This window comes from Algoriphagus aurantiacus, from assembly GCF_035156405.1.
GTDB classification, from domain to species: domain Bacteria; phylum Bacteroidota; class Bacteroidia; order Cytophagales; family Cyclobacteriaceae; genus Algoriphagus; species Algoriphagus aurantiacus.
This window is the reverse complement of the sequence record NZ_JAXRUT010000087.1, coordinates 1-567: the sequence shown is the minus strand read 5'-3', so window position 1 is coordinate 567 and position 567 is coordinate 1. Positions and strand designations below refer to the sequence as shown.

At 45.1% G+C, this 567-nt stretch carries 1 protein-coding gene; it reads right to left on the bottom strand.

All coding sequences use genetic code 11. The features are described 5' to 3' along the window. Positions 1 to 420: carboxypeptidase-like regulatory domain-containing protein (locus tag SYJ56_RS25850; protein WP_323839301.1), on the bottom strand; the 420-nt coding region annotated here is incomplete at its 3' end. Between the last annotated feature and the right edge of the window lie 147 nt (positions 421 to 567).

The following is a 567-nucleotide window of genomic DNA, read 5'->3' as shown; positions in this document are numbered from 1 at the left end:
GCGATTTACCATCTCCTGACCCAGCTGTACAAAGGAACCACTCGCCCGCTCTCTGGGGATTTCCTGATAGCCTGTAGACACTACCTCTACTTCCCCAAGAATAAGCTGATCAGGTTCCAGGTAGAAAACCAGACCTTCAGGCTGGTTTAGGTTGACACGCCTCTCCTGACTGATAAAACCAAGGTAGGAAACCAGCAGATAGGTACTATCTCCGGATATGGTAAGCGTGAATTTTCCATCTGTATCGGTAATGGTGCCTTGAGCCGATCCTTTGATCATCACATTGGCACCCGGCAGGGGTTCACTATCTGCTGCAGATCTCACCTCTCCTGAGATGAGACTTCCTTGCTGTGCATAAAGTGCCTGCTGAGAAAATAACAGGATGCAGCACAGGACAAGCTTAATTATATAATTTTTCATTTCTATTAGTATCATTGCTTATTGAATTCATTTTCTAAGGTTTCCTCCAATAAATCCACCCATTCTTCAGGGTCATTACCGGGAAAACCGGATACTTTGATGATTTTGGAATCTTTGCCTATCAGCGCAAAAGAGGGGTAGCTTCTG